Origin of the sequence: Bacillus sp. DE0042 (assembly GCF_007680225.1) — a bacterium.
Classification (GTDB): Bacteria; Bacillota; Bacilli; order Bacillales; family Bacillaceae_G; genus Bacillus_A; species Bacillus_A wiedmannii.
In genome coordinates this window covers 158,303-183,442 of the sequence record NZ_VEJP01000002.1, presented here as the reverse complement: position 1 = coordinate 183,442, position 25,140 = coordinate 158,303, and the positions used below count along the sequence as shown (strand labels likewise).

23 protein-coding genes and 2 pseudogenes are annotated in these 25,140 nt (G+C 34.1%); 21 read left to right on the top strand and 4 right to left on the bottom strand.

Annotated elements, in window-relative coordinates:
• Positions 1–3: 3 nt before the first annotated feature.
• From aroA to FS802_RS11290, 4 genes are all read left to right on the top strand, one after another.
• Complete coding sequence (gene aroA / locus FS802_RS11305) at positions 4–1,293, top strand: 3-phosphoshikimate 1-carboxyvinyltransferase (protein ID WP_144525029.1); 1,290 nt, start codon at positions 4–6, stop codon at positions 1,291–1,293.
• Positions 1,294–1,428: 135 nt separating this feature from the next.
• Complete coding sequence (locus FS802_RS11300) at positions 1,429–2,589, top strand: GNAT family N-acetyltransferase (protein ID WP_070168900.1); 1,161 nt, start codon at positions 1,429–1,431, stop codon at positions 2,587–2,589.
• Between the two features lie 230 nt (positions 2,590–2,819).
• On the top strand, positions 2,820–3,386 hold the full coding sequence (locus FS802_RS11295) for a TetR/AcrR family transcriptional regulator (RefSeq protein ID WP_001107298.1): 567 nt from the start codon (positions 2,820–2,822) through the stop codon (positions 3,384–3,386).
• Positions 3,387–3,630: 244 nt separating this feature from the next.
• Positions 3,631–6,747, top strand: coding sequence for an MMPL family transporter (locus tag FS802_RS11290; protein ID WP_141547163.1), 3,117 nt, complete (start codon positions 3,631–3,633; stop codon positions 6,745–6,747).
• A 29-nt stretch (positions 6,748–6,776) separates the two neighbouring features.
• On the opposite strand, the pseudogene FS802_RS11285 reads toward FS802_RS11290, so the two are convergent.
• Positions 6,777–6,950 (bottom strand): annotated as a pseudogene (locus tag FS802_RS11285) (stress protein); the annotation flags it as partial.
• 164 nt (positions 6,951–7,114) lie between these two features.
• Here FS802_RS11285 and FS802_RS11280 point away from each other — a divergent pair.
• Positions 7,115–8,740, top strand: coding sequence for an ABC-F family ATP-binding cassette domain-containing protein (locus tag FS802_RS11280; RefSeq protein ID WP_000633872.1), 1,626 nt, complete (start codon positions 7,115–7,117; stop codon positions 8,738–8,740).
• 529 nt (positions 8,741–9,269) lie between these two features.
• On the top strand, positions 9,270–11,243 hold the full coding sequence (gene ltaS, locus FS802_RS11270) for a lipoteichoic acid synthase (protein WP_000811615.1): 1,974 nt from the start codon (positions 9,270–9,272) through the stop codon (positions 11,241–11,243).
• A gap of 58 nt (positions 11,244–11,301) precedes the next feature.
• On the opposite strand, the gene FS802_RS11265 is transcribed toward ltaS, so the two are convergent.
• From FS802_RS11265 to FS802_RS11255, 3 genes are all read right to left on the bottom strand, one after another.
• Complete coding sequence (locus FS802_RS11265; protein WP_000346929.1) at positions 11,302–11,973, bottom strand: TerC family protein; 672 nt, start codon at positions 11,971–11,973, stop codon at positions 11,302–11,304.
• Between the two features lie 115 nt (positions 11,974–12,088).
• The gene (locus tag FS802_RS11260) at positions 12,089–12,751 is read right to left on the bottom strand and encodes a DUF3841 domain-containing protein (RefSeq protein WP_098654987.1); all 663 of its coding nucleotides are present in this window, start codon (positions 12,749–12,751) and stop codon (positions 12,089–12,091) included.
• Positions 12,752–12,932: 181 nt separating this feature from the next.
• The gene (locus tag FS802_RS11255; RefSeq protein WP_000551432.1) at positions 12,933–13,760 is read right to left on the bottom strand and encodes a peptidoglycan-N-acetylglucosamine deacetylase; all 828 of its coding nucleotides are present in this window, start codon (positions 13,758–13,760) and stop codon (positions 12,933–12,935) included.
• Positions 13,761–13,977: 217 nt separating this feature from the next.
• Between FS802_RS11255 and FS802_RS11250 the strand changes: the two genes are divergently transcribed.
• The 15 genes and pseudogenes from FS802_RS11250 to FS802_RS11180 all read left to right on the top strand — a co-directional run bounded on the left by FS802_RS11250 (position 13,978) and on the right by FS802_RS11180 (position 25,075).
• Positions 13,978–14,238, top strand: a complete 261-nt coding sequence (locus FS802_RS11250) for a hypothetical protein (RefSeq protein WP_001106983.1) — start codon at positions 13,978–13,980, stop codon at positions 14,236–14,238.
• Between the two features lie 687 nt (positions 14,239–14,925).
• Entirely contained in the window at positions 14,926–15,747 is an 822-nt protein-coding gene (locus FS802_RS11245; RefSeq protein ID WP_000248723.1) for an MBL fold metallo-hydrolase, read from the top strand.
• Positions 15,748–15,952: 205 nt separating this feature from the next.
• Positions 15,953–16,342 (top strand): VOC family protein, encoded by a 390-nt coding sequence (locus tag FS802_RS11240; protein ID WP_098654985.1) that lies wholly within the window; start codon positions 15,953–15,955, stop codon positions 16,340–16,342.
• A gap of 11 nt (positions 16,343–16,353) precedes the next feature.
• Positions 16,354–16,539: pseudogene (locus FS802_RS11235) on the top strand (cysteine synthase family protein); the annotation flags it as partial.
• Positions 16,540–16,776: 237 nt separating this feature from the next.
• Positions 16,777–17,460 (top strand): DNA alkylation repair protein, encoded by a 684-nt coding sequence (locus FS802_RS11230; protein ID WP_098654984.1) that lies wholly within the window; start codon positions 16,777–16,779, stop codon positions 17,458–17,460.
• Between the two features lie 16 nt (positions 17,461–17,476).
• Positions 17,477–18,178 (top strand): nucleotidyltransferase domain-containing protein, encoded by a 702-nt coding sequence (locus FS802_RS11225; RefSeq protein ID WP_098654983.1) that lies wholly within the window; start codon positions 17,477–17,479, stop codon positions 18,176–18,178.
• 15 nt (positions 18,179–18,193) lie between these two features.
• Positions 18,194–18,739: a GNAT family N-acetyltransferase gene (locus tag FS802_RS11220; RefSeq protein ID WP_098654982.1), complete on the top strand. Its 546-nt coding sequence runs from the start codon at positions 18,194–18,196 to the stop codon at positions 18,737–18,739.
• Between the two features lie 34 nt (positions 18,740–18,773).
• Positions 18,774–19,274, top strand: a complete 501-nt coding sequence (locus FS802_RS11215; RefSeq protein WP_000620337.1) for a GNAT family N-acetyltransferase — start codon at positions 18,774–18,776, stop codon at positions 19,272–19,274.
• 15 nt (positions 19,275–19,289) lie between these two features.
• Entirely contained in the window at positions 19,290–19,811 is a 522-nt protein-coding gene (locus FS802_RS11210) for a DinB family protein (protein WP_098200481.1), read from the top strand.
• 69 nt (positions 19,812–19,880) lie between these two features.
• Entirely contained in the window at positions 19,881–20,819 is a 939-nt protein-coding gene (locus tag FS802_RS11205) for a DMT family transporter (protein WP_000643669.1), read from the top strand.
• A gap of 56 nt (positions 20,820–20,875) precedes the next feature.
• A complete protein-coding gene (locus FS802_RS11200; protein ID WP_001053109.1) occupies positions 20,876–21,277 on the top strand; it encodes a GNAT family N-acetyltransferase in 402 nt (133 codons plus the stop codon).
• A 112-nt stretch (positions 21,278–21,389) separates the two neighbouring features.
• The gene (locus tag FS802_RS11195; protein ID WP_060749002.1) at positions 21,390–22,001 is read left to right on the top strand and encodes a hypothetical protein; all 612 of its coding nucleotides are present in this window, start codon (positions 21,390–21,392) and stop codon (positions 21,999–22,001) included.
• Between the two features lie 20 nt (positions 22,002–22,021).
• Entirely contained in the window at positions 22,022–23,269 is a 1,248-nt protein-coding gene (locus FS802_RS11190; RefSeq protein WP_070168896.1) for a glutathionylspermidine synthase family protein, read from the top strand.
• A gap of 303 nt (positions 23,270–23,572) precedes the next feature.
• The gene (gene aacC, locus FS802_RS11185) at positions 23,573–24,373 is read left to right on the top strand and encodes a BA2930 family N-acetyltransferase (RefSeq protein WP_131799179.1); all 801 of its coding nucleotides are present in this window, start codon (positions 23,573–23,575) and stop codon (positions 24,371–24,373) included.
• A gap of 12 nt (positions 24,374–24,385) precedes the next feature.
• Entirely contained in the window at positions 24,386–25,075 is a 690-nt protein-coding gene (locus FS802_RS11180; protein ID WP_070168894.1) for a phosphopantothenoylcysteine decarboxylase domain-containing protein, read from the top strand.
• The last annotated feature ends 65 nt before the right edge of the window (positions 25,076–25,140 follow it).

Below are 25,140 nucleotides of genomic sequence, written 5' to 3'. Positions count from 1 at the left end.
AACATGAAGGAAAGAACAATAGAACCTGTTAATAACGGATTAAATGGTATTATTACAATTCCAGGAGATAAATCCATTTCACACCGCGCTGTCATGTTCGGCGCGATTGCAGAAGGAAAAACAGCGATTAAAGGTTTCTTGCCCGGTGCAGACTGTTTAAGTACAATTTCTTGCTTTAAAGAAATGGGAGTAGAAATCGTGCAAAACGGTGATGAAGTCACTGTAGTTGGTAAAGGATTAGAAGGCTTACAAGAACCGAAAGCTGTATTAGATGTTGGTAATTCTGGTACAACAATACGTTTAATGTCAGGAATTTTGGCAAATACACCATTTTTCTCTTGCGTACAAGGTGATGCATCTATCGCAAAAAGACCGATGAAACGTGTTACAAATCCATTAAAACAAATGGGTGCAAACATTGATGGCCGCGAAGAAGGGACGTTTACACCGTTAACAATACGTGGTGGAGATTTAAAAGCAATTGAATACACTTCACCTGTAGCAAGTGCGCAAGTAAAGTCAGCTATTTTACTTGCAGGACTTCGAGCAGAAGGTGTAACAGCTGTTACAGAACCACATATTTCACGCGATCATACGGAAAGAATGCTTGAAGCCTTTGGAGTTAAAGTAATTCGTGAGGGAAAAACAGTGAAACTTGCAGGTGGACAAAAGTTAACAGCAACAGACGTTCAAGTGCCAGGTGACGTATCGTCAGCAGCATTCTTCTTAGTAGCGGGCGCAACCATTCCAAATAGTAAACTAGTATTACAAAATGTAGGGATGAATCCAACTCGTACAGGGATCATTGATGTTTTAGAGAAAATGGGTACTACGTTCACTGTAGAGCCAATTAACGAAGGAGCATCAGAACCAGCTGCAAATATTACAATTGAAACATCTTCATTAAAAGGAATCGAAATTGGCGGAGATATTATCCCAAGATTAATCGATGAAATTCCTGTTATCGCCTTAGCGGCAACGCAAGCAGAAGGAATTACAGTAATTAAAGATGCGCACGAATTAAAAGTAAAAGAAACGAACCGTATCGATACAGTCGTTGCGGAGTTAACGAAACTAGGAGCTCGCATAGAAGCAACTGATGACGGCATGATTATTTACGGGAAATCAGCACTAAAAGGCAATACAGTAAATAGTTACGGTGATCACCGCATTGGAATGATGCTTGCAATTGCCGGCTGTCTAGCAGAAGGAAAAACAACAATTGAAGACGCAGAAGCAGTAGGCGTATCATATCCTACATTCTTCGAAGAACTTCAAAAGTTAGCAAAATAAAGTAATAAAAAGCAGATACGGGATGTATCTGCTTTTTATATTGGATTCTTGTCGTTAAGTCTATATAATTTCATTCACCGCGCTGGAATATTGAGAATTGTGGTACAATTCAAATAAGGAATGGAGGAGAAATATATGAACGTTATACGATTAAAAGAAGATAGATTTAGAGAAGCATTACGCTTATCGGAATACGCTTTTCAATATAAAGTTGATGAGGAACGATTGCAGCAACAACTTACAAAGATGAAAGAAAGTCATGAAATATACGGTATTATGGAAGGTAAAGATTTAGCAGCAAAACTGCATCTTATTCCGTTTCATATATACATAGGCAAAGAGAAATTTAAAATGGGAGGCGTTGCAGGGGTAGCGACGTATCCAGAGTATAGAAGAGGCGGGTATGTAAAAGAATTGCTTCAACACTCACTTCAAACGATGAGAAATGACGGATATACAGTATCAATGCTACATCCATTTGCTGTTTCATTTTACCGTAAATACGGCTGGGAACTTTGTGCGAATCTCTTTGTATGTCATATGTCAAAGAGTGATTTAGTTATGAAAAAACAAGTAAATGGTACTGTGAAACGTTTCAATAAAGAAAATCACCCAGAAGAGGTCGAAAAGATTTATGAAACATTTGCAGAACGTTTTTCCGGTATGCTAGTTCGCGATGAAAAATGGTGGTTACAAGCTGTTTATGATGATTTAACATTAGCGATTTATTACGATAAAAATAAAATGGCAGCTGGCTACATGCTATATAAAATAGAAAACTATAAAATGACAGTAGAAGAATTTGTTTCACTGCATAATGAAGCGCGAAATGGTCTGTGGAACTTTATTTGTCAGCATGATTCTATGATTAAAGAACTTGAAATGACAGTAAGTGAAAACGAACCGTTATTATATACACTACAAGAGCCACGCGTGAAAGCAGAAATAAAGCCATATTTTATGGGCAGAATTGTAGATGTGGAGCAGTTCTTAAAACAATATGAGTTGAATTGGAACAATGCACAGCAAGAAGTGATTTTACATATTACAGATTCATTTGCACCGTGGAATAACGTTACAGTGAGGCTTGCAAATCATGAAATAACAATTATAGAAGAAGAAATAAAGGATAAAGGAATTAGTCTAGATATAAATGCATTATCTACAATAATGTTTGGATACAAACGTCCGTTACAACTTAATGAACTAGAATTAATTAGCGGAAGTGAAGAGGAAATACGAGCGTTTGAGAATATAGTTCCAGTACGTAAAGCATTTATTTATGATTTCTTTTAAGTTATAAATAGGAAATTGAGCTGTCCCAAATAAAATTTTGGGACGGCTTCAAATTATACTGTCAGTTTTTGTCGGTAAATCGATATATCTTGAAAATCGCTGATATAATTTTTTCACAAACAAGGGATTAAAAACCGAACCGATACTGGTCACGCACTTGACTTTTAATCCATGTAATTTATAATTAAAAACGGAATGAATTTTCATTCCTGAAAATAGAGGTGGAAAAAATGGCTAAAAACAAACAAGAGGATATTTTTGATGCTGCGATGAAACTTTTCGCAGAGCGTGGTTACGATGGTACGACAATTCCAATGATCGCTGAAAAGGCAAAAGTCGGTGCGGGTACTATTTATCGCTATTTTGAAAATAAAGAGGCACTTGTTAACTCATTATTTTCAAAAAGTATGTTAGAGCTTTCTGAAATGATAAAAACGGATTTTCCTGTTGAAGCAAATATTCGTGAACAGTTTAGTCATACGTACAACCGTTTATTTGAATTTGCGAGAAACAATGTGGATGCTTTTTTATTTACAAATTCTCACTGTGATAGTTATTTTCTTGATGAACAAAGTAAGAAAATATTTGAAGATTTTATAGGCTTCTTTATGAATATTATTGAAGATGGAATCGCAAAAGGTTTTCTTCGTCCATTGCCTCCAGTTGCTTTAATTATTATTGTATATCAACCGCTAGAAAAACTAACGAAGGTAATTGCAACAGGGCAATTAGAATACTCAAAAGAATTAGTAAAAGAATTGGAAGAAAGTTCTTGGAACGCTATTAGAATCATTTGATTCTATAGCTAATAAGTATAGGAATGAATATTCATTCCTGAATAGATTTAAAACATGAGAGTAGGAGAGGATATTTGTGTAACAATAGGAATGAACATTCATTCCGGAAAAGGTAGTTTAATAAAGTTTAAAAAATAATGTAATAGAATGATAGGAATGAACGTTCATTCCGAAAAAAGTATTTTTAAAAGGATAGGAATGAATATTCATTCCCTTTTAATTTTCAAAATGGGAGATGATTAAAATGAGTAAGCTGAAAAATTGGAGAAGTTTATCTTTTCTATTATGGATAGTTATTACTATTGCAATGATCGTAACGATGCCTAATATGGATAAATTAGTGAAAGAAAAAGGGCACATTACGATTCCTAATACAGAACAAAGTAGTATTGCTGACAAGATGATAAAAGAGATGGATAAAGACGGGACTGAAAAGTATGAAATTATAGCTGTTTTTAATAGTGGAAGTAAAACAGCTTTAACAACTGAGCAAAAAGAGGAGATCGTAAAAACAATCCATGCTATACAAAATGAAAAAGAGCAATTAGGAATTAAGGAAGTTGTTTCACATTTAGATAATAAAGATTTGGAAAAACAGTTGATATCTAAAGACAATACGACCATTTTAACGCAAATCTCTGTAGATAAAAAAAATGGTGAAATATCAAAAGTTGCGAATGGACTTCATAAAAAAGTGCAAACGAAGGGTGTTAAAACGTACTTAACAGGAAGTGATTTAATAGCGGGTGATTTTCTTACTTCCTCTCAAGAGGGAGTGAAGAAGACGGAAGTTATTTCTATCATTTTCATTCTAGTTGTATTAATCAGTGTATTTCGTTCACCAATTGTTCCAATTGTTTCCCTTCTTACTGTTGGTGTATCATATTTAGTTTCAATGGGGATTATTGCCCATTTAGTAGATCAATTTAATTTTCCGTTTTCTAACTTTACACAAGTGTTTGTAGTCGTTGTCCTGTTTGGGGTTGGAACAGACTATAACATTTTATTATATACAAGATTTAAAGAAGAATTAAGTAAACAAGAAAATGCATTTTTAGCTACGAAAGAAACTTTCAAATCAGCAGGGAAAACCGTTTTATATAGCGGAATAGCAGTACTAATTGGTTTTGCATCTCTTGCTTTAGCGAGTTTTAAATTATATCAATCTACTTCAGCGGTAGCAATTGGTGTCGCAGTATTATTACTCGTATTAACTACGTTAAATCCATTTTTTATGGTGCTTTTAGGAAAAGGAATGTTTTATCCAGTTAAAACATTTAAGGGGCATGAGGATAGTCGTTTATGGGGATTTCTTGCGAAAAACTCAGTAGTAAGACCATTCGCAGCTTTAATCATCGTATTTGTGATATCGATTCCTTTCGTAATGAAATACTCTAACACACTAAATTACAATGATTTATTTGAAGTAGATAATAAATATGAGTCGAAAATGGGGATTAACGTAATAGAAGAGCATTTTCCACCAGGTTTTTCTTCACCAAGTACGTTAGTCATTCAATCAGATAACAAGTTAGACGAGTCGAGTTCGCTGCAAACTTTAGACGAACTAACTGATAAGATTTTGAAAGTAAAAGGTGTTTCAGAAGTATATTCACCGACGCGTCCAACCGGTGAAAGGATAAAAGAACTATATATAAATAAACAAGCGGGAGAACTGAATACAGGTTTAGGAGATGCGAATGGTGGTATAAAGGAAATTAATGATGGATTAACTACTGCAAAAGATAAAATGGGTAGTAAAGATTCAAATAGTCTTGCAAACGTTCAAAAATTAATTGATGGAACAACGGAAGCGAAAAATGGTGTAACAGCATTAGGAGCAGCTTTAAATCAACTTTCAAATGGTATAAATGACGGAGCACAAGGTGCGCAGCAAATTGAGAGTGGGTTAACTTCAGTAAATGAAAATATTAGTGTATTATCTAATGCAACTTCACAACTTCATGCTGGCTATGCGCAGTTAGAAAAAGGTTTAAGTTCTTACGATCAATACTTCGGAAGTATTTCTCAAGCGATTGATGGGGCGAAAAAAGGTTACGAACAAATTGAAATGTTAATGACCAATTCCATTCAAACGAAACCAGAATTAGCAAATGATCCGAACATACTGCAGACGATAGGAATTGCTAAAGAGGCTCAAAAACAATTAGGTGGGCTTTCAAATGAATTAAACCAATTAGCAACGCAACATAAAGCAGCAATGGGTTCATTTAAAGAAGCAAATCAATCGTTATCGAAAGTGGATAACGGCTTAAAAGAAATGAGCGATGGAGTTACTAAGTTACAAAAAGGAGCAGATGATCTTAAAAATGGATTAAATGAAGGTGCTTCAGGCTCAAAACAAATTGCGAACAAGTCATCTGAGTTACAAACCGGATTAACAAAAATAAATGATGGGCAAGGCCAGTTATTAACCGGGCTGAAAGACTTGCAAGAACAGATGGGGCAATTACAATCAGGATTATCTAAAAGTACAGAAGGGCTTGAAAAGGTAAGTAACGGCCTAGGAGATGCTCAGAAATATTTAGGGGAACTAAATGAATCAAAAAGCTCTGAGAAATTTTATATCCCAAAAGAAGTGTTAGAGGGAGAAGATTTTCAAAAAGCATTGAATACGTACATGTCACATGATAGAAAGACTGTTAAAATGACAATCATTTTAGACGTAAATCCGTATTCCAAAGAAGCGATGCCAATTATTGAGGAAATTAATAAAACGATAGACGGTACGCTAAATGGTACAGAATTAAATTCGGCGAAAAAAGCAATCGGAGGTACAACAGCTAGAAACGTTGATTTAAAAGAAGTAACAGGTCAAGACTTCTTACGTACAGCTACGATTATGTTAATTGGCATTGCGATTGTATTACTCGTTATTACACGGTCATTTTTAAATACAATCTTTATTATTGGATCTTTAATATTAGCCTATTTTGCATCACTTGGCATAAGTGAACAAATTAGTACACACGTATTAAACGTAGAGTCATTAAGCTGGAATGTACCATTCTTTAGTTTTATTATGATTGTCGCTTTAGGTGTGGATTATAGCATTTTCGTAATGATGCGATACAATGAACTAGAAGGGGACCCAGCAACGAAAATTGTAAATGCATCTCGTCACATAGGAGGAGTTGTATTATCAGCGGCACTTATTTTAGGCGGAACATTTGCTGCATTAATCCCTTCAGGTGTATTGACACTTATACAAGTAGCATCCGTTGTTGGTGTTGCACTGTTACTATTAGCTATCATTGTGATGCCAATATTGTTACCTGCATTAATAGGGTTAACGAGTAAAATGAAGCATTATACGAAGAAATTAAGTAAAAGAAAATAAAAGAATCCCCTTTTAAAAGGGGATTCTTCTTATTTAATAAACTTGTCCATCACGTCTTTATATTTTGCAAATTCTTCATCTTTCATATCTCCATTCATTTGTAAAAGAAAATTGCCTTTTGCATGTGTATGCGAGAATAACATAGGAGCAGAATTTCCTAATTCATCGTAATATTTCTTAACTTTTTCTAGGTCTTCTTTCTTTTTATTCAAGGTAGAAAAGGGATGAATAGCAATCAACCGTTGCTATTCATCCATCTTCTACTATATAATAGCTATAGTCTACAATAATTGAGTCGTAATATGCGATTTTTTAAGACAATCGGTGAGAAAACGCTGAAATAAGCGGTATTAGTAGGAGGACACAAATGATTACAGTAAGTAACGTTAGTTTGCGTTTCGCGGATCGCAAATTATTTGAAGATGTTAACATAAAATTCACGCCAGGTAACTGCTACGGTTTAATCGGAGCAAACGGTGCGGGTAAATCAACATTTCTAAAGATTTTATCTGGAGAAATTGAACAATCAACAGGTGATATACATATTACGCCAGGTGAGCGTCTAGCAGTATTAAAACAGAATCACTTCGAATATGAAGAGTTCCCAGTATTAGAAACAGTAATTATGGGTCACACGCAACTTTACAAAGTAATGCAAGAGAAAAATGCCATTTACATGAAAGAAGACTTTAGTGATGAAGATGGTATGCGTGCTGCTGAACTTGAAGGTGAGTTCGCTGAGCTTAACGGTTGGGAAGCAGAATCAGAAGCTGCAATCCTTCTTAAAGGTTTAGGTATTGGTGAAGATGTTCATGATAAGAAATTGTCAGAATTAACTGGTGCAGAGAAAGTAAAAGTATTACTTGCTCAAGCATTATTTGGTAAACCTGACATTCTATTACTAGATGAGCCTACCAACCACTTGGACTTAAAAGCGATTCAATGGTTAGAAAACTTCTTAATGAACTTTGAAAATACAGTAATCGTTGTATCCCATGACCGTCACTTCTTAAATAAAGTTTGTACGCACATGGCTGATCTTGATTTCGGTAAAATTCAACTTTATGTTGGTAACTATGACTTCTGGTATGAGTCAAGCCAATTAGCTTTAAAATTAACACAAGATGCTAATAAGAAAAAAGAAGAGAAAGTAAAAGAGTTACAAAACTTCATTGCACGCTTTAGCTCAAACGCATCTAAAGCGAAACAAGCAACTTCTCGTAAAAAATTATTAGATAAAATTACATTAGATGATATTAGACCATCGTCACGTCGTTACCCATTTGTTGGCTTTACACCTGAGCGTGAAATAGGAAATGACTTATTAACTGTTGAAGGTCTTTCTAAAACAATTGATGGTGAAAAAGTGTTAGATAATGTGTACTTCACTTTAAATAAAGGTGATAAAGTTGCATTTATCGGTCGTAACGATATTGCGATGACAACATTATTCAAAATCCTTATGGGTGAAATGGAGCCAGATAGCGGTTCATTCAAATGGGGCGTTACAACATCTCAATCTTACTTCCCAAGAGATAACTCTAAATACTTTGAGAACAGTGACTCCAACTTAGTTGATTGGTTACGCCAATTCTCTCCACAAGATGAGTCAGAAAGCTTCTTACGTGGTTTCTTAGGCCGTATGTTATTCTCAGGTGAAGAAGTTAAGAAGAACGTTTCTGTATTATCTGGAGGCGAAAAAGTTCGTTGTATGCTATCTAAAATGATGTTAAGTGGTGCGAATGTAATCACACTTGACGATCCGACGAACCACTTAGACCTTGAGTCTATCACTGCATTAAACAACGGTTTAATCGCATTTAAAGGTACAATGTTATTCACATCTCATGACCATCAGTTCGTACAAACAATTGCAAACCGCATTATCGAAGTAACGCCAAACGGTGTAATCGATAAAGAGGCTACTTACGATGAGTTCTTAGAAAATGAAGAACTTCAAAAACAAGTAGAAGCAATGTACAAAGGTCAATAATAAATGATGAAAAACCTCGCTCTCTTTATGAAAGCGAGGTTTTTTTATAATCTTTGATTTTATGAATTATGAATAATTATTCAAAAATAACTTTAGAGAAGGAGAGACATTTTGAAGTTACATATAGAGGAATGGCTGAAGTATGAATAAACTTGAAATACATTAAGATATTTAATATACACCGAAAAAAACAAATGCTATCTATTGTGAATTTCATTATATTACATTAATGTTCCAGAACTGGAGACATATTTATTTGCGAAGCAGTGAATAAAGGTTTATAGTATGTGGAGTCATAATTAGTGGATGAGACTTGGGAGAAAACAGAAAATGTTACAAATTTATTTTATTAAATAGAAACCAAGGTCAAAATGTCTAGAAAGAAATAGTTGAATAAATACTAGCTTCAAATTATAATTACTAATATTCTTCATTTAGTTAAACAAACAAAATCTATTTGAAGATAAAAAATTGAATAAAGACAGACTTATAAAAAAATAAGCCTTGGATGATCAAAAGAGGTGGAGAGATGAAACAATTACTATTAAAGAGTAAGCGAGTGTTAAGCAATCACTTTGGATTTTTCGTGTTTGCCATTATTTTATTCTGGTTAAAAACATACGCAGCATATGTGACAGAATTTAATTTAGGGATATCCAACACAATCCAAAAGTTTTTACTGTTTTTCAACCCGTTAAGCTCAGCAGTTTTATTTTTAGGGCTCGCATTATTCGCAAAGGGGAAACGTGCTTACATTTGGTTAATTGTTATTAATTTGTTAATGTCTATACTGTTATACGCAAACGTAGTATATTATCGCTTTTTCAGTGACTTTATTACGTTCCCGACATTAACACAAACGAATAACTTTGGAGATTTAGGTGGTAGTATTTTTGCATTGCTACACGTCTATGATCCACTATATTTCTTAGATACAATCATTTTAATTGCTTTAGTCGCAACAAAATTTGCAAGTCCAAAACCAATTCGTGTTGCGAAACATAAATTATCACTAGTATTTGTAGCAGGTATTTTATTATTCAGTATTAACTTAGGTCTTGCAGAATCTGATCGTCCTGAATTATTAACAAGAACATTTGACCGTAATTATATTGTGAAATATTTAGGGGCATACAACTATACGATTTATGATGGCATTCAAAGTGCGAAAGCATCAACAGAACGAGCGTTAGCTGATGGAGATAATATGACAGAGGTTAGAAATTATCTTGCATCAACATATGCAAGTCCAAATCCTGAGTACTTTGGTAAAGGAAAAGGAATGAACGTAATTTATATTCATTTAGAATCATTCCAAAACTTTTTAATTGATTATAAATTAAATGGGCAAGAAGTTACACCGTTCTTAAACTCATTTACAAAAGATGCGAATACGTTATACTTTGATAACTTCTTCCATCAAACAGGACAAGGTAAAACATCTGATGCGGAGTTCATGCTAGAAAACTCAATGTTTGGATTACCACAAGGATCTGTTTTTACAAATAAAGCTCATAACACGTTTCAATCAGCACCAGCTATTTTAGGTCAACAAGGATACACATCAGCAGTGTTCCACGGTAACTATAAAACGTTCTGGAACCGTGACGATATTTATAAATCATTTGGTTTTAATAAATTCTTTGATGCGTCATACTACGATATGAACGAAAAAGATGTAGTAAACTATGGATTAAAAGATAAACCGTTCTTTAACGAATCTATACCATTATTACAAACATTGAAACAACCGTTCTATACGAAGTTCATTACGCTATCAAACCATTTCCCTTATCCAATTGATAAAGAGGAAGCGACGATTGAACCAGCTAAAACAGGTGACTCTTCAGTAGATACGTATTTCCAAACAGCACGTTATTTAGATGAGTCTGTAAAAGGATTCTTGGATTACTTGAAACAATCTGGTTTATACGATAACTCAATTATCGTTATGTACGGTGATCATTACGGTATTTCTGATAATCATGGCGCAGCAATGTCTCAAATAATGGGTAAAGAAATGAACTCATTTGAAAATGCACAACTGCAACGTGTACCATTAATCATTCGTGTTCCAGGAATGAAGGGTGGCGTACAACATCAATACGGCGGAGAAATTGATGTTCTTCCGACACTATTACACTTACTAGGTACAGATACGAAAAATTATGTCCAGTTCGGATCTGATTTATTATCACCAGAGCATAAACAAGTCGTTCCATTCCGTAACGGTAACTTCGTAAGTCCAACAGTTACTGCACTGAATGGAAAATACTATGATACAGCTACTGGTGAATCTGTAGAATTAACAGACGAAATAAAACAAAATGAACAAATGGTTCAAAAATCACTGAAATACTCTGACCAAGTTGTTAACGGTGACTTATTACGATTCTATACACCGGAAGGATTTACACCGGTCGATCGTTCGAAGTACAACTATAACCATCGTGATAAAAATAAAACGAAGGTAAAGACGACTGAAGACGGAGAAACGAAATAAATATTAAAAAGCGCTACTCATTTGAGTAGCGCTTTTGTTTGTCCATATAACGTTGTCATTATATAGAATTATCTTTCGTTTTTTGTTTCATCTTTCCAAAGAATACTACACCGGCAATGATAATAATGATAAATACCCATTTTATGAAAGGATTACTTTCGAAAAATCCAGCGAACCATTTTTCATCTACAATCATTTTCGCGGCAGTATAAGCTAAAACAGCTGCTCCAATTGTAATGATGACAGGGAATCGGTCCACCCATTTTAAAATTAATGTACTACCCCATACTACTACTGGAATGGACACTAATAGCCCGATGATGACTAAAGAAAAATTGCCATGCGCAGCTCCGGCAACAGCGAGAACATTATCAATTCCCATTAACGCATCAGCTATAATAATGGTTTTTATAGCAGACCAAAATCCTTCTTCTGCTTTAATATCATGATCTTTACCTTCAGCAATTAATTTGTAAGCGATCCATATAAGGAGTACACCACCAATTAGAAGTAGCCCTGGTATTTTTAACAACCAAACGACAACTAAAGTAGCGAGGGCTCTAATCGCGATTGCCCCGATAGTTCCCCATATAATAACTTTCTTTTGTTGATCTTTCGGTAATCGCCTTGCTGCTAATCCAATTACTATGGCATTATCACCGGCTAACACTAAATCAATTACAATGATGGCAAGTAATGCTGACAAATATTCGGCTGAAAGAAAATCCATATACACATCACTCCTTAAGAGTAATATGTGCTAAAGTGTTGATAATATAAAAAATAGGATTGAATTTGTATATTCAATCCTATTTTTTGACTGTCTTTTGATATGTATATGTGTTTTAATTCCGTATAAGTCGCTTTTGTAGTTTTTTTTGCTTATCTTTTTTCTTTTTTAATTTTCGATTCATCTTATTAATACGGCTTTCTTTTCTGTTATCCCATTTATCACTTCTGATTGTATTAATAGACTTATCTTCCTTAGCACGAAAACGTCGTACTTTTTTCACGAAGGAAAGGGGAATTCTACCAATGACACCTTGTTTTTCTAATGAATCCTCTTTGCCTAGACACCAATCAGGATGTGATAATAAATAGTCGAAATCGAATATTATCCCGTATTCTTTATCCATATAGGTATACCATTCATCTAATGTACACTTATTTTTTGTATGTAAATATATTGATCCGTCAGTCATAGCGCAGCACCAATAGTCAAAATAGCTCCATAGCACCCATTCATTCGGCACATCAAGTGTTAAAATTACCATTTTTGAATTTTCTCTACCCCAAGCTTTCTGATTTCGGTTTGGATAATTATTTTCTTCCCATATCCAAATAGGATAGTTACCTTCGTAGTAGGGTAATCTTTTCTTAGCTACACGTACCATCCAATCGTATGAATATATAAAATCAGGATCGATGTTTTCTTTACTTCCTTCTAAATAACCAAGTTTCTTAAATTGTTTCCACGCTGCTTCATTTTGAACTGTATATACGATCATGTGACACCTACTTATGTAATGTAGGTTACAGTATAGCATGTGATGTTACTAAATTAAATTAATGTGATTTATATTTTCTATTGATATAAAGGAAGAGGGGGGAATCGAATATACGAGAAGAAATTTCAAAAACGATAAAAAAAGACTCAATAACCTACTAGAGGAAATCAAGTCTTTTTTATTACATACGGTTATCGTGCCAGAAGTTTAATGGGAAGTGTTCGTTCTCACTATAACTTTCTAATTCATATCCTTTTTCTTTCAACCCTTTAATAATTCCAGGTACTGCTTTAACGGATTGTGGATGAATATCGTGCATTAGAATAACTTCTGTTGGCTTGTTAGCTCCATTTACAACGTTTTGCACAATTTTAGCTGATGCAGCATCAACAGGCATTTTACTGTATGTCCAGTCTAAAGAATCAATTGTCCAATCCCAAACTTTTAATCCGTTTTCGACAACTTTGTTGCGAAGAGCTTCGTTTAATCCTGGCATTGAGCCGTAAGATGGACGAGTTAATACTGGTGATTTACCTAGAACACCAGCGATTAAGCCTTGATCTTCCTTCATTTCATCTACATAACGACCTTCTGTGTAAAGTTTCTTGTAGTTATGAGTCATACTGTGCATCCCAACGTAGTGGCCTTCAGCATCTTCACGTTTTACAAGATCAGGGAAAGCTTTTACGTTTGAACCAATTAGGAAAAATGTTGCTTTTGCATTTTCTTTCTTTAACATATCTAAAAGCTCAGCTGTGTATTTTCCAGGACCGTCATCAAATGTTAAGTAAGCTACTTTTCTAACTTGCCCATTATATTGTTTTGGAGCTTCTTTCGGTGCAAGAGATGATTGAATTTCACTTACAAGTTGAACAGATTTTGCTTCATCCTCTGTACTTGCTAGAGCAGTATGTGCTGATCCTAAAGCCGCTTCGTATGTAAATAATACCCCCGCGCAAATCAACATAGCCCTTTTTACTAAAGTTGTCATTCGAATTCCATTGTGCATAATTTTCCTTCTCTCTATAAAAGTTCTACTCTACTATATTAGCAATTATAGGGCGGTAATTGCAAAAAAACTTTTTTATAAGAGTAAAAAAGTTTGGTCAAAAGTATGCAAGATTTTAAAGGGATATCATTTTGCAAGAAACGTCACAAATAATTGGATAATTTTAATTATGAGTTGGAAACAATACAAGGGATATTAATTTTAGGAGGTGCTTTAATTGAATTATAAAAAAATGCTTTCAATATTTATGACAAGCATATTTACAGTAGGATTATTAATTGGCTGTAATCCAGCTCCAAAAGACGAAAAGGAGCCAGATCCAACGGAGGAACCTTCTGAACAAAGACAGGAGGAAAAAAATGAAAAACAAGATCCTGCTAAAGAAAAAAATAATGAGTTAAACAAAAAGGATGAACAAGAACCAGATCCAACAGAAGAGCCATCTGAGGAACAAAAGAAGAAAAAAGAAAATGAGTAGTTGTAGTTTAATGAAATATGTAACGTGATTTTGTAACGAAGAATATTTTCTAAAATATACAACCACTTTTCTTACTTTATAAAAAAGTGGTTGTATAAAATTGCATATGCATTTAAATATTTCATGGATATAAATTTTGTCTCAAGGCTACTTTTTAATTCATGTAGTTTGTGATGTTTATTTCCCCTAAAATGAAGCTTGAAATCAATATTCATTTATCTTTACAAACTCTTCAATCATCAAATTAAATTCACCCGATAGTTTTATCAACAAACTTTATGTTGCTACTGCTTTCTGTATTACATACTTCGTACAGTATAATTACAATTTTTATTATACTCTCTCCTTAATTTAAATCTACTATCCCCCTGATGTGTATTAGTAAGTATTATAGTGATAAACTTGTAACAAAATCTTTCAATTGCTTCATTTATTTTATGAAGATTTGCTCTTTCTTTTAACGATTAAAGGTTTAAGCATATTAGAAAGTTTTAATATAATTAAAACTCTATTTTCTTGGAAGCAGCAAATAAAAAATTAAAGAAATTAGACTAAAGTGTTAAAAGGAAGGGGGCTAATCATACTTTCGTATTACTTCATTTTCATTCCAATTATTGATTCGAATATTTTTGTTTTCTATTAAAATATTGGTATAAGAACAATTAAATTTAAAAAGGGAGTGGGAATATGGTTAATTATATTTGCACTACATGTGGAGTACAGTATCCCGAAAATGAAGAAGCACCTTCTCGTTGTAATATTTGCAATGAGGAAAGGCAATATGTGAATCTAATTGGGCAGTCATGGACAACTTTAGAAACTATGCAAAATAGCAATTTATACAAAAATGAAATAATAAAAGAAGAAAGTGGTTTGTATAGCATTACTACAAAACCTAAATTTGCAATTGGACAAACAGCATTTTTAATACAAAGTAAAACTCTACATGTTATGTGGGATTGCATTAGCTATTTAGATGATAAAACGATCAAGAGTATATATGATTTAGGTGGTATTCAAGCAATAGCACTTTCTCATCCACATTATTACTCTACACAAGTAAAATGGGCGGAAACATTCAATGTACCTATCTATATTCATGAAGATGATAAAGAGTGGGTGGTTCGCCCGAGTAAACAAATTAAATTTTGGTCTGGGGAACATCTGATATTATCGGAAGAACTTACATTGCATCGCTTAGGAGGCCATTTTAAGGGCGGGACTGTTATGCATTGGAAAGAAGGTAACGAAGGGAAAGGAATTTTGTTATCAGGTGATATTATACAAGTAGTTTCCGATCAAAAATGGGTAAGTTTTATGTATAGTTATCCGAATCTCATCCCATTACCAGCGAATAAAGTTAGAGATATGGCAGAGAAAGTAAAAGATATCCAGTTTAGTCGACTATATAATGCATTTCATGGTGTGGTGGAAGATGCGAATAAGGCCGTACAAAGATCTGCTGATCGGTATATAAAGGCCCTGCAAGGAGAACTTTTTCATACGTAATAAAATATAAGGAAGAACTATTTATTTCATCTCAATATTTATATAACTACTTTTATATGAATTTAATACTAAAGTCCTACTATTTATAAACTAATAGGTCTTTCAACTTAGGTAGTTCTCACACTAATGAGGGATATGAAAGGGAATATATGTAACTTATAATGATTACTATAAAGCTTTGGAAAATGAAAAGGAGGAGATTTGCATGAAGAATTGGGTTCAATTTAGAATTGCAAGACCAACAGATAAATTTGAAGAAGTTATAAGTTTTTATGAGACGGGGTTAGGATTAAAGCGTATAGGAGAATTTCACAATCATGAAGGATATGATGGAGTTATGTTTGGAGTACCGGATGCCGAGTATCATTTGGAGTTTACAACGCACGTTAATGGAAGTCCATGTCCGGCACCGACAAAAGATAATTTACTAGTTTTTTATATGCCTAATAAAGATGAAATTGAAAAAATAGTGAATCGATTAAGTAATATGGGCTATCATGAGGTAGAACCAGAAAATCCGTATTGGATAGAGAAAGGGACCACAATAGAGGATCCAGATGGTTGGAGAATTGTGCTTATGAATGCATTTGAATAAAGAAGCTCTTTTTGTATGAAATGGCACGTTTTTATAATGAAACTGGTATGAAAATAGGAACGTCTGCGGCAGCGAATTTATTAGCTGCTAAACAAATTGGAAATGAAAAAGGCGCGAATTTTAATGTAGTTACAGTTTTTCCGGACGCCGGGTCTATAGAAGAGTGGTCAGATGTAAAGAGCTTACAACAATTATAGAGAAAATCAAACAAAAGTTCTATCATATTCTATTTCTTACAATATGAGAAATTGAAGAAATGAAAACCTGTATATGTAAAATGTACAGGTTTTTAGTGGTTGTTTTAGTTATCTGTAGAAACTTTAAAATTTCACATACCGTATTTTTAAAAATAAATATAGGAAAACCAAAAAGTAATGTAGAATATATCGTACATACATATATGAAGTCAACATAAAAGATAAAGAGGTGGGCATATGTTACTTGAAGAAGTAATGCAGCAACTAGAGGAATATGGAACAGAACAAAATCGTAAAACGTATAAAAACCACGGAGCGAAAGAGCCACTATTTGGAGTTAGTTTTGCCAATTTAAAATTGTTAAAAAAGAAGATAAAAAAAGATCATGATTTAGCAATTTCATTATGGAAAACAAAAAATATGGATGCAAGGACTTTAGCAACAATGATTTTAGATCCAAAGAAAGTTACGACAGAACAGCTAAATAAATGGGTACAGGAAGTTGATTATTATTGTTTAATGGACGTTTTGATGACGGCTATTTGTACGTCGCCAATCGCGATAGAAAGAATGGAAGAATGGACAAAGTCTGATGATGAATGGATTGGAAGAGCTGGCTGGTCTTTATTAGCAAATATAGCGATTAAAAATAAAACGTTACATGATGATTTCTTCTCTCCGTATTTAGAAGAGGTTAAAACAAATATACATAATGAAAAAAATAGAAAAAAAGAAGCGATGAATAGTGCTTTAATCGCGATAGGGATTCGTAATGAAGACTTAGAGGGAAAGGCGATTGTAATTGCACGTGAAATTGGAAAAGTACAAGTTGATCACGGGGCAACATCATGCAAAACACCAGACGCAGAGCCGTATATAAAAAAAGCGAGAGAAAGAGCTGAAAAAAAGAAAGTGAAATAAGAAAAGGGGAACGGTTATGAAACCAATGGAAGCGGCACAAAGCATAATTACATCACAATTTCCGAATTGTGATGTAGCTTTACTGGGAGGAAGCGTTGCAAGAGGAGAAGCGACAAAAACATCTGATCTGGACATTGTTATAGTTGATCAAAATTTAACGTCTTGTTATAGAGAATCTTTCTATAGTAATGGATGGCCTGTTGAAGTGTTTGTACATAATTTTGAAACGTATAAAACCTTTTTTAAAATGGATTGTGACCGAGGGAGACCTTCGTTACCACAATTAGTTTCAGAGGGTATTGTATTGAAAGGGGAAAATGAAATTGTTGAGAAATTAAAAAGAGAAGCAAATGATTTACTAAATAAAGGGCCAGCTAAATGGACGGAAGAAATGATGAAGCAGAAACGGTATTTTATTACGGATACTTTGGACGATTTTATTGGTGCATCAAAAAGAGAAGAAGAATTGTTTATCGCAAATTTATTAGCTGATTTATTACATGAATATGTATTAAGAGTAAATGGTAAATGGCTTGGAAATTCAAAATGGTTTATAAGGGTACTTAGAAGATATGATGAACAATATGCAGATCAATTTGTAGCAGCGTTCGATCATTTTTATACAACGGGAGAGAAAAGAAAATTAATTATTTTTGTAGAAAAAACGCTAGAACAGTACGGAGGAAGAATGTTTGAAGGGTTTTCTATAGGAAAATAAAAAGGAGATAACGCAATGAATGTACCATATGTTCAATTAAGAGAACTTACACTAGATGATGTAGAAGAGCGATATCAATGGTCATTAGATAAAGAAGTGACAAATCATTTAGTTGTACCGGATCAATATCCACCCTTCACTCGTGAAGATACGAAAAAGTGGATTGAAGCATGTATAAATCGAAAAAATGGTTATGAACAAAGAGCTATCACTACAGAAAACGGCATACATATTGGGTGGATAGATCTTAAAAACTTTGATAAAACAAATAAAAATGCAGAACTGGGAATCGCGATTGGTAATAAAGAGTATTGGGGTAAAGGATATGGATTAGCAGCTTTATATAGTATGTTACATCTAGCATTCATTGAATTTGAATTAGAAAAAGTTTGGCTACGTGTAGATGAAGATAATTTTCAAGCTAGAAAGAGTTATGAAAAGGCTGGTTTTATTTGTGAAGGATTAATGAGAAATGATCGATTACGTCAAGGGAAGTTCATTCATCGTTATCGTTATAGTATGTTAAGAGAAGAATACGAATCTTTAAATGGTAGTTTATAAAAATATTATGTTAACTAAAAGGAGCTGGAGAAATATGATTCGATTACTTACGAAAGAAGATGCGAAAAAATATTGGGATTTACGTTTACAAGCATTACAAGTAAACCCAGAGGCATTTGTAACAACTTATGAAGAGGCGATTCGCCAGGAAAATCCTATTAAGCGAGTGGAAGGTAATTTAACAGCTACTACTAGTTGTACATTCGGTGCTTTTAATGGGGATCATCAATTAGTTGGAGTTGTCACTTTACTAACTGAAGAAAAAGAGGCGTATAAACATAAAGGGCATATCGTTGCGATGTATGTAGATGCAAGCAATCGAAGAAGTGGTCTTGCACGTGAGTTAATACGTAAGGCAATTGAAAGAGCAAGAGAGATGAGTTTAGAACAATTGAACTTAGGTGTTGTATCTACAAACGAACCAGCAAAAAAATTGTATGAATCAATGGGCTTTAAAACGTATGGGATTGAAAAGAGAGCTATAAAGATGAATGGTGTGTATAGTGATGATGAACATATGGTTTTGTTCTTTTAATAGAGGGAGTTTAGTATGAAAGATCTCCATTTAGAAAAAAATATGAACCCGCAAGTAGCGATTTTGTATGCGACGGTTACTGATACATTTAAACGATTGCAAAAGTTAGTAGAAGGTACTGATGTGAAAGAACTGTCCTTCAAAAGGTCAGAAAATAATGAAAACAGTATTGGGCAACTACTTCAGCATTTAGCAATAGTCGATTTACACTGGGTGTACCGTTTAAAAGGAGAGGAAGTTCCACCGACACTTGAAAATAAATATGGACCAATGTTGAATGAAATGGGAGGATTGCCTAGTTTAAGAAAGTATAAATTACAAGAATTAATGCAAGATTATGAAGCGGTGCAACATATGTTTTATGAGGAGTGTATGAAACTAACAGAAAATGATTTAACAAGGGAAGTTTTTTATGAGAAGGGAGAAACTGCGACTATAAGGTGGGGAATATGGCATATAGCCGATCATAATCGGTACCATCAAGCTCATATTAGTCAGTTAAGAAAACTATATAGAGCTAGAATAGATGCGAGATAAAGATTTCGAATTTTAATTATATTTAATTTGTTGTATAGTATAAGAAGAAACTAAACAAGGGGTTTTATAATGAAAGCTATTGCAGTAGGGATATTGGCATCATTTTTCTTTGCCTTTACCTTTGTTTTAAACCGGGCGATGGACTTAGAAGGTGGAAGCTGGATTTGGAGTGCTTCATTACGGTACTACTTTATGGTTCCAATGCTTTTACTTATTGTCATGTATAGAGGGAACTTAAAGCAACTCTTTCAATATATGAAAAATAATCCGAAAGAATGGTTAGTGTGGAGTATCGTTGGATTTGGTCTCTTCTATGCACCACTTAGTTTTGCCGGAGCTTTTGGACCTGGTTGGCTTGTTGCATCAACATGGCAAATTACGATTGTCGCAGGAATTTTGTTAACACCATTTTTTGCAGTAGATCCATTACATAAAAAACTTCCAATGAAGGAATTAGTTATGTCTGGGGTTATTTTATGCGGTGTTGTACTCATGCAAGTAGAACATGCTTCTTCATTAGGAATTCGAGAAACCGTTTTATGTGTAGTTCCTGTACTTATTGCAGCGTTTGCGTATCCTCTTGGAAATCGAAAAATGATGCAAGTTTGTAAAGGCGAATTAGATGTATTCCAGCGAGTTCTCGGTATGACATTAGCAAGTTTACCATTTTGGTTTTTACTATCAGGTTATGAAGTATCAACAGGCGGATTACCGTCAAGTAGCCAAGTTTTTCAATGTTTTATTGTAGCAGTTAGTTCTGGTTTAATCGCGACAGTACTATTCTTCTTTGCGACAGATCTTGTAAAAGATGATCCACAAAAACTAGCAACAGTGGAAGCAACACAGTCCGGTGAAGTTTTATTTGCGCTAGTAGGAGAGCTCATCTTGCTATCTGCGCCAATTCCGTCATCTTTATCTTGGATCGGAATGAGTCTTGTTATTGTCGGAATGATACTACATAGTTATGTAGCGGTCGTTGTGAAAAAAGAAGAAAAAATAACGGCATAGTGAGATTAGCTCTTTATATAAAGAGCTAATTTTTTTTCATAGAAAGGGATGAAGAGATGAATTTGCAATGTGTTGAAAAAATTGAGAAAGATCCCATTTTAAATGTACTAAAGTATGCAATCGGCCCAAGTGAAACTAGCTTAATGAAAGCAGTTTTATTCTATGAAAGGAATAAAGGGACTTTGTACAGATATGAAGAAAAGGCTTGTATAGGTATTGAAATCATTGGAGCAAATAAAGCGAGAATATGCCACGTAGCGGTCGCTCCACAATATCGTCATAAAGGAATTGCGTTACAAATAATAAGGGAAGTAGTAAGAATGCAACAATTGACTTATGTAGAAGCAGAGACAGACAAAGAGGCAGTAGAATTTTATAAGAAAATTGGTTTTAAGGTTAAAAATTTAGGAGAAAAATACCCGGGGATAGAAAGATTTCATTGTTACTCGGAAAAATAGCATGAAAATATGCAAATGTGCATATAGGCTTTAGTTTGAAAAAATTAACATATACATTATATAATAAAGTTATCTGGAAAAATATAGATAAAAGAAATTAGGTGTATAACACATGAGAATGGATAAAAGTAAATTTATAAAAGTTGCTGCATCAATAGGAGTATCATCATTTTTATTAACTGGGTGTGGTGATTATGAAGAAGAAACTGCACAGAAAGAAAGTACCGCTGTTAAAACAGATGGTGCAAAGCAAGGCAATGAACAAGAAGCTTTACATTGTGATGATAAAACTCCTACCAATGAAAATGTAGAAAATGATGAGTTATGCAAGGAAATTAATCCATCGTTTTCATCGTATAATGAAAACTCACATTTACCGATACTGCCATTCGTAGCAGGATATTTATTAGCAAGCAGAACTTCAAATATGAATTATACAGCAAAACCCAATGTAATGAAGAAACCGTATGCAAATAATATTATTCCATATCGTGAAAAAGACCAAAGTAGAACTGGTGGCAGCGGTGGTGGTGGATACTACGGTGGAACTAACAGTAACAACAATAATTCTTCCAATAAAGTAGATTTAAACAAACAACAGCCGAGTACATCAAATAAAGTGACGCCGGATACAAATACGCCGAAATCATCTACGACTCAAACGCCGAAAGTGAATTCTGGTTCAAGTGGAATTGGAAACGCAAAAGCGCCAGCCGGATCGTAATACGAAAGGATAATAGGATCATGTATACAGAACAAGAGCAGAAAGAGTATATGAAAGTATGGTTTTCACTTGCGGAAGAGGCTGGTCGGAATGGCTTTACATGGCCGAGTCTATTAGAAAATGAAGAATGGAATCAATATATGGCAACAGGTATGTATCGCATGCCAGTAAAAACTTATACTGCTATTTCAAAAGCGACAGAGGAAGTTATGTACGTGTTATATAGAACGTATCAATATATTGTCAATACGACAGAAGATTTTCAAAAACTAGGATTTCCAGCTGAAACGTGGGAAATTGCGAGAATGAAACATATTGGTTTGTTTTCATATTTTACAAGGTTTGACTTTATCGTAAATGGTGAAGATATAAAGTTAATAGAAGTAAATTGTGACACACCAACAGGTTATTTGGAGCCGTCTGTCGCAAATGAAGTGTTATGCCGTTATCACGACGTGAATCACCCAAATCATATAGAAGAGCATATTGTGCAGGCGTGGGAACAAATTAAACATGACTATAATATAGGTCCTGAAGAGACGATATATTTTACTAGTTATGATTGGCACGATGAAGATCATCAAACAGTTCAATTTTTAAGAAGCTATTGCTTAGATCAATCAACGGACTATATAGGAATACAAGATATCGTCGTTGCAGATGATGGTATATATACACCAAATGGTGAACGAATCCATTATTTATATAGACTATATCCAATTGAATATTTAGTGTCAGATACCGATAAAAATGGGAAAAGAATTGGACTTCAGCTTTTAGATCATATAGCGCAAGGAAGAGTGAAAATTATTAATCCACCTGCTGCTTTTCTTATGCAAAATAAAAGTGTACTCGCATTAATTTGGAAACTGTTCGAAGAGGGCGATTTCTTTGAGAAAGAAGAGCGAGAAATCATTCAGAACTACTTCTTACCAACATATTTTACAAATAAACCGTTTATAGACAGAAATGTATCATATGTTTCTAAACCTTTATACGGCCGTGAAGGCGGAGGGGTATCTATATACGAAAATGATGAACTATTAGCTGAAGATAAAACGGAGTATTACTTTGAACAACGGAAAATATATCAGCAATACATAGAAATGCCTGACTATACAATTGACACATGGGATGGTCCGTATACTGGTAAACTATTAATTGGTTCACACTGTATTAGCGGGAGAGCCGCAGGGTTATTTTTACGTGTAGGCGAGAAAATAACGGGAAACTTATCGATGTTTACAGGGGTTACAATTGAAGGGTAAATAAAATGGAAGAGCTTATCAGTTGTGATGGGCTCTTTCGTTTATATATAGTGTTTGTATTGTTTTGACGTATTACTTTTATTTTTCTTCATACTGAAAAAACGTATGCAATTAAGTAAATTAGTTCAAATAGTAGAAAAGAGAATAAAGTTTTTTTATTTATCTGCTTTTGTTATTTGATTATTATGCATGTGAATATATAACCTTTTTTTGTAGTGACAGAAATGATTAAGTTAAAAATTAAGAAAAATATGATAATATATGTATGTAGTAGTTTTAAAAAATGGGGGAACAATCGTGAAAATGAATGACATAGTGGCAAATACACAATTGCCAAATACAATCAAAACCATTACAAATGATTTAAGAGAATTAGGGTTAGAAAAAGGAATGACGGTTATTGTGCATTCTTCGCTCAGTTCTATTGGCTGGGTATCTGGCGGAGCCGTTGCGGTAGTAGAGGCGTTAATGAAAGTTATTACGGAAGAGGGAACAATTATTATGCCAACTCAATCTTCGGATTTATCTGATCCGAAACATTGGTCAAGACCACCTGTACCTGAAGAATGGTGGCAAATTATTCGAGATAACGTCCCGGCGTTTGAGCCACATATCACACCAACAAGGGCAATGGGAAAAGTAGTTGAATGTTTTCGTACATATCCGAATGTAGTACGTAGCAACCATCCATTAGGAAGTTTTGCTGCATGGGGAAAACATGCAGAAGAAATAACGATGAATCAGTCGCTATCAATGAGTTTAGGAGAGGAATCTCCATTAAGAAAAATATATGATTTAGACGGATATATATTATTAATTGGTGTTGGATATGATTCCAATACGTCTGTACATTTATCTGAAGTACGTACTGGTGCATGTGAGTTAATAAAAGTAGGGGCACCAATTATAGAGAATGGTGCAAGAGTATGGAAAGAGTTTGTTGATATGGGTTACGATTCTGATAAGTTTGTAGAAATCGGTGTAGAGTTTGAGCGAAAAGGAACTGTAACAAATGGGAAAATAGGAAATGCAACGTGCCGTCTTATGAAGCAACGAGATATCGTTGACTTTGGAACAGAATGGTTTCGTAAGAAAAATCAGTAAGGGATGGTTACAATGAAGGGGAAAAAGGTATTAATTACGAGTGGTGGTTGTTTAGAAAAATGGGACCAAGTGCGTGGTCATACGAATATGGCAAAAGGAACAATTGGTAGAATAATCGCGGAAGAATTTATAAGTAAAGGAGCACATGTTATATATTTACACGGTTATTTCGCTGAGAAACCGAACGATGTAAACAATCAATTAGAATTACACCCGTTTGAAGGAATTGTTGATTTACAAGATAAAATGAAAAGTATCATTACGCATGAAAAGGTCGATGCGGTCATTATGGCAGCGGCTGGATCAGATTGGGTTGTAGAGAAAATTTGTGATCAAGATGGTAATGTTCTTGATATGAATGGGAAAATTTCAAGTGATATAGCGCCAATTATTCATTTTCAAAAGGCTCCAAAAGTATTAAAGCAAATAAAAGAGTGGGATCCAGAAACCGTACTCGTTGGCTTTAAACTTGAAAGTGATGTAAATGAAGAAGAATTGTTTGAAAGAGCGAAAAATAGAATGAAAGAATCTAAGGCAAATGTAATGATTGCAAATTCACCACATTCTTTATATTCACGCGGAGCGGTGCACTACGTAATTGGACAGGACGGTAAAGGGAAGTTATGTAATGGGAAAGATGAAACGGCGAAAGAAATTGTCAAAAGGTTAGAAGTACTATGTAATCACATTACTGCTTTATAATTTTAAGTATTTGGATAAGAGTGAATCCGCATAGTATATATAGGTAAGCGAAACTTTAATTTATG

What these genes read in the sequence shown, in the direction of transcription:
- aroA (WP_144525029.1), top strand. Translation starts at nt 4, where the DNA reads ATGAAGGAAAGAACAATAGAACCTGTTAATAACGGATTAAATGGTATT.
- FS802_RS11300 (WP_070168900.1), top strand. Translation starts at nt 1,429, where the DNA reads ATGAACGTTATACGATTAAAAGAAGATAGATTTAGAGAAGCATTACGC.
- FS802_RS11295 (WP_001107298.1), top strand. Translation starts at nt 2,820, where the DNA reads ATGGCTAAAAACAAACAAGAGGATATTTTTGATGCTGCGATGAAACTT.
- FS802_RS11290 (WP_141547163.1), top strand. Translation starts at nt 3,631, where the DNA reads ATGAGTAAGCTGAAAAATTGGAGAAGTTTATCTTTTCTATTATGGATA.
- FS802_RS11280 (WP_000633872.1), top strand. Translation starts at nt 7,115, where the DNA reads ATGATTACAGTAAGTAACGTTAGTTTGCGTTTCGCGGATCGCAAATTA.
- ltaS (WP_000811615.1), top strand. Translation starts at nt 9,270, where the DNA reads ATGAAACAATTACTATTAAAGAGTAAGCGAGTGTTAAGCAATCACTTT.
- FS802_RS11265 (WP_000346929.1), bottom strand. Translation starts at nt 11,973, where the DNA reads ATGGATTTTCTTTCAGCCGAATATTTGTCAGCATTACTTGCCATCATT.
- FS802_RS11260 (WP_098654987.1), bottom strand. Translation starts at nt 12,751, where the DNA reads ATGATCGTATATACAGTTCAAAATGAAGCAGCGTGGAAACAATTTAAG.
- FS802_RS11255 (WP_000551432.1), bottom strand. Translation starts at nt 13,760, where the DNA reads ATGCACAATGGAATTCGAATGACAACTTTAGTAAAAAGGGCTATGTTG.
- FS802_RS11245 (WP_000248723.1), top strand. Translation starts at nt 14,926, where the DNA reads ATGGTTAATTATATTTGCACTACATGTGGAGTACAGTATCCCGAAAAT.
- FS802_RS11240 (WP_098654985.1), top strand. Translation starts at nt 15,953, where the DNA reads ATGAAGAATTGGGTTCAATTTAGAATTGCAAGACCAACAGATAAATTT.
- FS802_RS11230 (WP_098654984.1), top strand. Translation starts at nt 16,777, where the DNA reads ATGTTACTTGAAGAAGTAATGCAGCAACTAGAGGAATATGGAACAGAA.
- FS802_RS11225 (WP_098654983.1), top strand. Translation starts at nt 17,477, where the DNA reads ATGAAACCAATGGAAGCGGCACAAAGCATAATTACATCACAATTTCCG.
- FS802_RS11220 (WP_098654982.1), top strand. Translation starts at nt 18,194, where the DNA reads ATGAATGTACCATATGTTCAATTAAGAGAACTTACACTAGATGATGTA.
- FS802_RS11215 (WP_000620337.1), top strand. Translation starts at nt 18,774, where the DNA reads ATGATTCGATTACTTACGAAAGAAGATGCGAAAAAATATTGGGATTTA.
- FS802_RS11210 (WP_098200481.1), top strand. Translation starts at nt 19,290, where the DNA reads ATGAAAGATCTCCATTTAGAAAAAAATATGAACCCGCAAGTAGCGATT.
- FS802_RS11205 (WP_000643669.1), top strand. Translation starts at nt 19,881, where the DNA reads ATGAAAGCTATTGCAGTAGGGATATTGGCATCATTTTTCTTTGCCTTT.
- FS802_RS11200 (WP_001053109.1), top strand. Translation starts at nt 20,876, where the DNA reads ATGAATTTGCAATGTGTTGAAAAAATTGAGAAAGATCCCATTTTAAAT.
- FS802_RS11195 (WP_060749002.1), top strand. Translation starts at nt 21,390, where the DNA reads ATGAGAATGGATAAAAGTAAATTTATAAAAGTTGCTGCATCAATAGGA.
- FS802_RS11190 (WP_070168896.1), top strand. Translation starts at nt 22,022, where the DNA reads ATGTATACAGAACAAGAGCAGAAAGAGTATATGAAAGTATGGTTTTCA.
- aacC (WP_131799179.1), top strand. Translation starts at nt 23,573, where the DNA reads ATGAATGACATAGTGGCAAATACACAATTGCCAAATACAATCAAAACC.
- FS802_RS11180 (WP_070168894.1), top strand. Translation starts at nt 24,386, where the DNA reads ATGAAGGGGAAAAAGGTATTAATTACGAGTGGTGGTTGTTTAGAAAAA.